This is a genomic window from Paenibacillus sp. MMO-177 (assembly GCF_037147795.1).
Lineage (GTDB): Bacteria > Bacillota > Bacilli > Paenibacillales > Paenibacillaceae > Pristimantibacillus.
In genome coordinates, this window is sequence record NZ_JBBCUR010000059.1 from 1 (window position 1) to 221 (window position 221).

1 rRNA gene is annotated in these 221 nt (G+C 53.8%); it reads right to left on the reverse strand.

Annotated elements, in window-relative coordinates:
* A 23S ribosomal RNA gene (locus tag WFK81_RS30885) occupies window positions 1–221 on the reverse strand; the annotation flags it as partial.

Genomic DNA, 221 nt, shown 5'->3' on the forward strand with positions numbered 1-221 from the left:
CATCCCCGAATTTTTCAACATTCGTGGGTTCGGGCCTCCAGTGCGTGTTACCGCACCTTCACCCTGGACAGGGGTAGATCACACGGTTTCGGGTCTACGACCACGTACTATATTCGCCCTATTCAGACTCGCTTTCGCTGCGGCTCCGTCTTCCCGACTTAACCTTGCACGTGAACGTAACTCGCCGGTTCATTCTACAAAAGGCACGCCATCACCCTTTT